The organism is Streptomyces sp. rh34 (assembly GCF_002551245.1).
Taxonomy (GTDB): domain Bacteria; phylum Actinomycetota; class Actinomycetes; order Streptomycetales; family Streptomycetaceae; genus Streptomyces.
Window position 1 is genome coordinate 21,732 of record NZ_NTGZ01000080.1, and the last position, 7,414, is coordinate 29,145.

The following is a 7,414-nucleotide window of genomic DNA, read 5'->3' on the forward strand; positions in this document are numbered from 1 at the left end:
CCGATGAACAGCACAACCCAGCCGCAGATCTGGTTCCTGACGGGAAGCCAGCACCTCTACGGTGCCGAGACCCTGAACCAGGTCGCGGAGCAGTCGGCCAGGATCCAGGAGATGCTGGCCGCTTCCGGACGGATCGGCGCCGAGATCGTGGGAAAGCCGGTGCTGACCGAGGCCTCCGCCATCAGGAGGACTCTGGAGGCCGCCAACACCGATCCCGCGTGTGTGGGAGTGATCGCGTGGATGCACACCTTCTCTCCGGCGAAGATGTGGATCTCCGGGCTCGACGCGCTGCGCAAGCCACTGCTGCATCTGCACACCCAGCTCAACCGGGAACTGCCGTGGTCGTCCATCGACATGGACTTCATGAACCTCAATCAGGCAGCCCACGGCGACCGGGAGTTCGGCTACATACAGACCCGCATCGGGGTGGCCCGCAAGACCGTGGTGGGCCATGTGTCCGACCCGGAGGTCGTCAGGCGGGTGGACGACTGGGTCCGGGCGGGCATCGGCTTCCACCGCATGCGCAACCTCCGCCTGGCGCGGTTCGGTGACAACATGCGCGACGTGGCCGTGACCGAGGGCGACAAGGTGGAGGCGGAACTCCGGTTCGGCGTCAGCGTCAACACCTACGGCGTCAACGACCTCGTCGACCTCGTCGACGCCGTGACCGCCGAAGAGATCGACAAGCTCGTCGGCGAGTACGCCGAACTGTACCGGCTGGCACCGGAGTTGATGCGGGGCGGCGATCGCCACTCCTCGCTGCGCGATGCGGCCGCCATCGAGGCCGGTCTGCGTCGGTTCCTGGAACAGGGCGGCTTCGGCGCCTTCACCACCAACTTCGAGGACCTCGGCGGACTGCGTCAGCTTCCCGGCCTGGCCGTCCAGCGGCTCATGGCCGACGGTTACGGCTTCGGCGGCGAGGGCGACTGGAAGACCTCCGCGCTGCTCGCCGCCGCGAAGGCCATGGGCCCACGGGCCTCGTTCATGGAGGACTACACCTACCACTTCGGGCCCGGCACGCCCAAGACCCTCGGTGCCCACATGCTCGAAGTCTGCCCCTCGATCGCTGACGCCCGGCCGTCCTGCGAGATCCACCCCCTGTCGATCGGAGGGCGTGAGGACCCGGTGCGCCTGGTGTTCGACGCCGCCGCCGGCCCCGCCACGGTGATCGGTCTGGCCGACATGGGCGACCGCTTCCGGCTCGTCGCCAACGACATCGATGTCGTGCTGCCGGACGAGCCTCTGCCGTGCCTGCCGGTGGCGCGGGCGGTGTGGGAGCCGCGGCCCTCGCTGTCCACATCGGCCGAGTGCTGGCTGATGGCCGGCGGCCCGCACCACACGGTCCTCACCACGGTGGGGTCGGACGTGCTGCGTGACTTCGCGCAGATGGCCGGTACCGAGCTGGTGATGATCGACGACACCACGACGGCCCATGACTTCGCGGACCGTCTGCGCTGGAATCAGGCGTACCACCGGCTGGCCCAGCGGATGTGACCCGAACCGACGGGTGATCCGCCCCGTCCCGTGGGAAGGAGCCCCGCCCGATCGGGCGGGGCTCCTTCCCACGGGACGGGGCGGGTGCCGGGTTTCGTCGCGGGGCGCCTACTCGGTGGAGTAGGTGGCGTCGGCCCGGTCCAGCGCCGAGTTCACCGGTTGCACGTGCAGAAGACTGTCGTAGTGCCGCAGGTAGCGGCCGGGGTAGTTGAACGATTCGAAGGAGAGACCGGCCGACGCGTCGGCCAGGCCCGGCCTGCGGTGGTACGAGGCATCGGCCGAGAAGAGAGGAGACCCGTCGTTCCTTTCCAGCCAGACCTCGAAGCCCTTGTGGCGCAGGAAGTGGCCGGGGAGGTTCGCCGACTCCAGGGAGACGGTGCCGTTGCCGGCAAGCCCCCCGACGACGCGGAACTGCGAGTCGGCGAGGTCGGTGACGTTCGCCTCCACCCGGGCCCGGAGGCCTGAGTGCCGGATGTACCGGTCGGGGAAGTTGAACGACGAGAAGCGGACAGGGGTGGCGCCTTCGGCGACGGGCACGCCGAAGTGGGGCGTGCCGTCGCTCTTCCAGTACAGCTTCTGCATCCGGGTCTGCCGGTTGGGGTCGTTCAACGGGTCGCCGCTGATGTCCCGGTAGGTGCGGGAGTGGTAGACCATGATGTCCGACGCACCGTCCTCGGAGACGGTGAAGGAGTTGTGGCCCGGACCGTACTGGCTCGTCGCCGTGTTGCTCGTGAAGACGGGGGTGGGCTTCTTGGTCCAGGAGGCGGGGTTCAGCAGATCGGACGTCCGGTCGGCCGTCAGGAGACCCAGGCAGTAGTTGCTGTCGGTCGCACTGGCGGAGAAGGTCATGAAGACCTTGTCGCCCTTGCTGATGAAGGCCGGTCCTTCGTTGACCCGGTGGCCTCTGGTCTCCCACGCGTGGGTGGGGGAGGCGATGCGGGCGGGACGGCCGCTGATGGTCCAGGGGTTGGACATCCGGGCGATGTAGATGCCCGTGCCGTCGCCGACAGCGGGATCCGCCTGTGCCCAGCTCAGGTAGCGGGCGCCGTTGTGCACGAAGGTGGTGGCGTCCAGGGAGAACGTGTTGAGGGGCAGGCTGATCCGGCCCTTCTCGCTCCAGGCCCCGGTGAGCGGGTTGGCGGACCCCGACTCGAGTACGTACGGACGGATCGCCCAGGGGTCGTCGGCGGGGGCCGCGGCGAAGTAGACGTACCACTTGCCGTCGATGAAGTGGATCTCGGGAGCCCAGATGTGGGCGCCCATGTCTCCGCTGGCGTGCTTGGTCCAGATCGTCGTCTCGGGGGCGGTCGACAGCCCCTGCAACGTGGTGGCGCGGCGCAGGACGATGCGGTCGTAGGCGGGAACGGTCGCGGTGTAGTAGTAGAAGCCGTCCGTGTGCTTGTGGATGTGCGGATCGGCGCGCTGCTGGGCGATCGGATTCACGAACGTCGCCGCGGGGGTGGGAGCGGCCGCCGCGGCGGGAGCGGGAACGCCGGCCGACAGCACGGCCAGGACGGCCGACGCGGTGAGCAGGCCGCGACTTCTGAGCCTCACGGAATTCTCCTTCGTCGATGGTGCGAGGACGGCAGTGGATCGGTGTCCAGCGTTCGCCCTGGGCTGCCCTGGGCAGCCCAGGGGGGAGAGAAGCGCGGGCATGGCGGCCACGCCCACGCGGGGAGAGCGAAGCCGGAAGGCCGTATCTGCGAGCCGTGCGACCGCCCGCCCGTGGTCAGCTCGGCAGCGGCCTTCCGGGGACGGCGGGGCCACGAAGGGCCTCTCCTCACGACACGGCTCCTCCTGAAAACGAGTAGGCAGGGTGCGTGGTGGACCGGCCCGGCCGTCACCGATAAGCGGTCGGAGGAGGTGCCGATCGGTGTGAACGCTAACAGCGACCGTTCATCGGCTCAATCCCTCGGGAACAACTCATCGTGCGGGCCGAGCTCCGCGGCGGGCCGCTTCCGTCGGCCGCCCGTGCCCCTGGCCAGGTTGTCGGGGTCGCCCATTGCCGCGAAACATGGGATCGGCTGTGTGTCGGCGACGAGGTGGTGCGGTGGGGCGGGGCTGGTCCGCGGCCAGCCTCTCCAGGCATCGGCGGAGGTCAACTCCCGACCGCCATCGAAGTGTTATCGATAACAGAAGGGGTTGTCGGTGGCGGACGTGTGAGCTACGTTTCGTGCTGCTCACCGCCGTCGGTCCGGCCTCCGCACCAACCGCACGCAAGCTGCTCACGCCAAGTGTGTTCGCCGTTCGCCGCGTCGGGCCGGTCAGGGAGACCGTCGCTGCCGGGCGGCGGACAGGCGCGCCTGCTCGACGGTCGCGAAAACGAAGGGCCCGGGTCGCGGAACCCGGAGGCACCGCTGCCCCACGGCGTCATGACACGCACACGCATGCTCTCTTCGCCCTGCCCCATCGCAGAAGGATTCGACCGTTCCTGATCTCCCTCCGGACATCAGGCCGGGGCATCCCCGCCTCTCCGCGCCCGCCCCGCCCCCACACGCGAATGGATTCCTCATGAGAAGACCTCATCGGAGACGGATCGCCCGCTGGCTTGCCGCGGCTTCGTTCGCCGTCGCCGTCGTCGTCGCGGTGCCCGCACATGCGACCCAGCCCACCGGCGTGTCCCCGCCCACCGGCGCACCCCAGCCCGTCGACGTATCCCAGCCCGTCGACGCGGCAAGCGATGCGACTCCGGCTGTCGACGCGGCAAGCAGCGCCAGTGTGGCCGCCGACGATGCGGGCTACGTCATGGGCTACTTCAAGGAGTCCCTCAACGGATCGGGCGACGTGAACGCCCTCCACCTGGCCCTGAGCACCGATGGCCTGGAGTGGACGCCACTCAACGACAACAAGGCGGTGCTCACACCCACCACCGGCACCAAGGGCCTCCGTGATCCCTTCCTGTACCGGCTCAACGACGGCACCTGGGTGGCCGTGGCGACGGACATCCCCAGGGGAGGCGATTTCGCGGAGCCCAATCCGAACATCCACGTCTGGACCTCCCCGGACCTGGTGACCTGGTCCGCCGACCGGCTGCTCAACGTCAATCGGGCCAATCCGAACGCCTACACCTGGGCGCCTGCCGTTCACTGGGACCGGAGCCGACAGGCGTACGGGATCACCTACTCGACGGTCCCCGAGGGCAGTAGGTACTCGGTCATCGCGGTCGCGTACACCACCGATTTCCGCACCACCACCGTGCCCACGACGTTCTTCGACGGTGGCCCGGCGGGCGTCATCGACTCGCATGTCGTGACCGACGTCAACGGCATGAACTACCTGTACTACAAGGACCATGCGACCGGCGGCCTCGCCGGCGCCCGGTCGGAGTCGTCAGCCCCGGGCAGCTTCAGGCGCTACGGCGGCACTCTCGCCGAGAACCCGTGCACCGAGGCCCCGACATTGGTGAAGTCCCTGACGTCCGGCACGTGGCAGGTCTGGGGCGACACCTTCTGCCCGAACGCGAGGTTCGATGTCTGGGACGGAGACCTGGCGTCCGCTGCCTGGACGAAGCTCGACCGCAGGCGGTACACCGCGCCGTTGAACGCGAAGCACAACACGATCCAGACCGTGAGCGCCGCCGAGTACGACCGGCTGCTGCGGACGTACGGCGGCACGGAGGGAAGGCGGCTGAAGTCGTACAACTTTCCGGGTCACTTCATCCGGCACGCCGACTTCGGCGCCGGGATCGCCGAACAGCCGTCGGAGCCCCACCTGGACTCCGTATGGCGTCTGACGCCGGGCCTGGCCGACGCCACCGGTGTCTCGTTCGAGTCCGTGAGCTTCCCCGGCCACTACCTGCGGCACCAGGGCTTTCAGGTCAAGCTCCTCCGCGACGACGGAACGGCACAGTTCGCGCAGGACGCCACGTTCCGTCGTGAGCCCGGCCTGGCGGACCCGAGCTGGTCGTCCTTCCGCTCCGTCAACCACCCCGCACGCCACCTCCGGCACGCGGACTTCGCTCTGCGCATCGATGAGGCCGCGAGCGCCGGCGACCGTGCCGACGCGACCTTCCGCATCGGGTACTGAGCTTTCGCCGACCCGCGAGGGGCCACCACCGGGGCCGCACCCCACACGGTGTGCGCGAGGACCGTCCCGGTGCCCGCCCCTGACGCTCTCCGGCTCCTACGCCCCCACCCAGCACGACCGACACACCCAGGAGGCACGGTGTCATTCGCTCGACAACGAACATCGGCAGGACGATTTCTCCTGTTCGCGGTGGCTCTCGTCACCATCATGAGCATCAACCTCATCGGATCCCCCCGGGCCGAGGCGGCGCCCGGGCCCTCCTTCACCAATCCCGTGGTCGGCGCGCCGAACAGCGCCGACCCGACCTTGGTGCACCACGAGGGCTTCTACTACTACGTCGCCACCACGTGGTCGTCCGACATCGTCATGCGCCGATCGCCGACTCTCGCCGGCCTGCGCGACGCACCGGAGCGACTGGTCTTCCGTACCGGCGGGACCGGTATGTGGGCGCCGCACCTGGAGATGGTCGGCGACCGCTGGTACCTGTACTACTCGATCGAGCAGAGCGGCGGACCCCGCAGGACACACGTCCTGGAGAGCTCAGGGCGTGATCCGCTGGGCCCGTACACCGATCGCGGCATCATCGACCTCATGCCCGACAACGGCTGGGCCATCGACGCGAGTCTGCTGAAGCTCAACGGCAGTCTCTACATGACGTTCTCGGCGTTCTCCCCGCAGGACAATCTGCAGTCGCTCTACATCGCGCCCATGACGAACCCGTGGACCGCCGGCGCGACCGGGACGCGGATCTCGGCCCCCACCCTGGCCTGGGAGCGGCAGGACGGAGCGGTCAACGAGGGGTCGTTCGCCCTGCAGCGCGACGGGCGCACCTTCCTCACCTACTCGGCCAGCCACTGCAACGGCCCCAACTACAAACTGGGCATGCTGGAGTACCGGGGCGGCAGCCCGCTCGCCGCCGCATCCTGGACCAAACACGCCGCGCCGATATTCCAACGCGACGACGCCGCAGGCGTTTTCGGTCCGGGGCACCACTCGTTCTTCTCCTCGCCCGATGGCAGTGAGACCTGGATCGCGTACCACGCGAACTCCTCGGTCGGCCAGGGCTGCGGCACCTCGCGCACGACCCGCGCGCAGAAGATCTCCTGGAAGGCGGACGGCACACCGGACCTCGGCACCCCGGTGTCCACTTCGACCGTCGTTCAGGGGCCGTCCGGCGAGGCGGGCGCCGCTCCGGCGCCGGTCGCGCTCCGCAACCGGCACAGCGGCCTGTGCCTGGACGACCGTGACTGGGCGACCGCGCCCGGGGCCCCCGTACAGCAGTGGACCTGCAACGGGACGGCGGTGCAGGACTGGACCATGACCCCGGTGAGCGGCGGCTACTACCAGATACGCAACCGGCACAGTGGTCTGTGTCTGGACAACTACAACTGGGGTACCGCGCCGGGTGCCGAGGTCCGGCAGTGGACCTGCAACGGGAACAACGCTCAGCAGTGGCGCGTCAGTGCCGTGGGGGAGGGCTTCTCCACGCTCAGTAACCGGCACAGTGGTCTGTGTCTGGACAACTACAACTGGGCTACCGCGCCGGGTGCCGAGGTCCGGCAGTGGACCTGCAACGGAAACAACGCTCAGCAGTGGAGCGTCGACTGATCATCAGGATCCGATCGGGAACGTCCGCACAGCGTCGGCAGGATCGCACCCCTGCCGCGACATGAACCGCCCCCGTCGGCTGCCGGGTTGGCAGCGGCAGCCGCCGGGTGCGGTCATCAGCGTGTGGCGGCGGCGAGGGATTCCCGGGCGGCGGCGGCCACGTTCTCGGCGGTGAAACCGAACTCCTGGAACAGGACCTTCGCGTCGGCCGAGGCCCCGAAGTGCTCCAGCGAGATGATGCGGCCGGCGTCGCCGACGTAGCGGTGCCAGGTCAGGCCGATGCCCG

At 68.9% G+C, this 7,414-nt stretch carries 5 protein-coding genes; 3 read left to right on the forward strand and 2 right to left on the reverse strand.

Features of this window, described 5'->3' with window-relative positions:
- The first annotated feature begins 3 nt into the window (after positions 1-3).
- Entirely contained in the window at positions 4-1,494 is a 1,491-nt protein-coding gene (gene araA, locus CR470_RS17050) for an L-arabinose isomerase (RefSeq protein WP_097868448.1), read from the forward strand.
- A gap of 108 nt (positions 1,495-1,602) precedes the next feature.
- Here the strand turns inward: araA and CR470_RS17055 are convergent, their stop codons facing one another.
- Positions 1,603-3,048 carry a family 43 glycosylhydrolase gene (locus tag CR470_RS17055; protein ID WP_373561418.1) on the reverse strand — a complete coding sequence of 482 codons (1,446 nt, stop codon included), beginning with the start codon at positions 3,046-3,048 and terminating at the stop codon, positions 1,603-1,605.
- 957 nt (positions 3,049-4,005) lie between these two features.
- Here CR470_RS17055 and CR470_RS17060 point away from each other — a divergent pair.
- Both CR470_RS17060 and CR470_RS17065 read left to right on the forward strand, forming a co-directional pair.
- On the forward strand, positions 4,006-5,520 hold the full coding sequence (locus CR470_RS17060; RefSeq protein ID WP_107489473.1) for a glycoside hydrolase family 43 protein: 1,515 nt from the start codon (positions 4,006-4,008) through the stop codon (positions 5,518-5,520).
- Positions 5,521-5,727: 207 nt separating this feature from the next.
- Positions 5,728-7,128: a family 43 glycosylhydrolase gene (locus CR470_RS17065; RefSeq protein WP_143663820.1), complete on the forward strand. Its 1,401-nt coding sequence runs from the start codon at positions 5,728-5,730 to the stop codon at positions 7,126-7,128.
- A 116-nt stretch (positions 7,129-7,244) separates the two neighbouring features.
- On the opposite strand, the gene CR470_RS41320 is transcribed toward CR470_RS17065, so the two are convergent.
- Positions 7,245-7,414, reverse strand: a 170-nt coding sequence (locus tag CR470_RS41320) for a transketolase-like TK C-terminal-containing protein (protein ID WP_179892282.1), incomplete at its 5' end; no start/stop codon positions are given.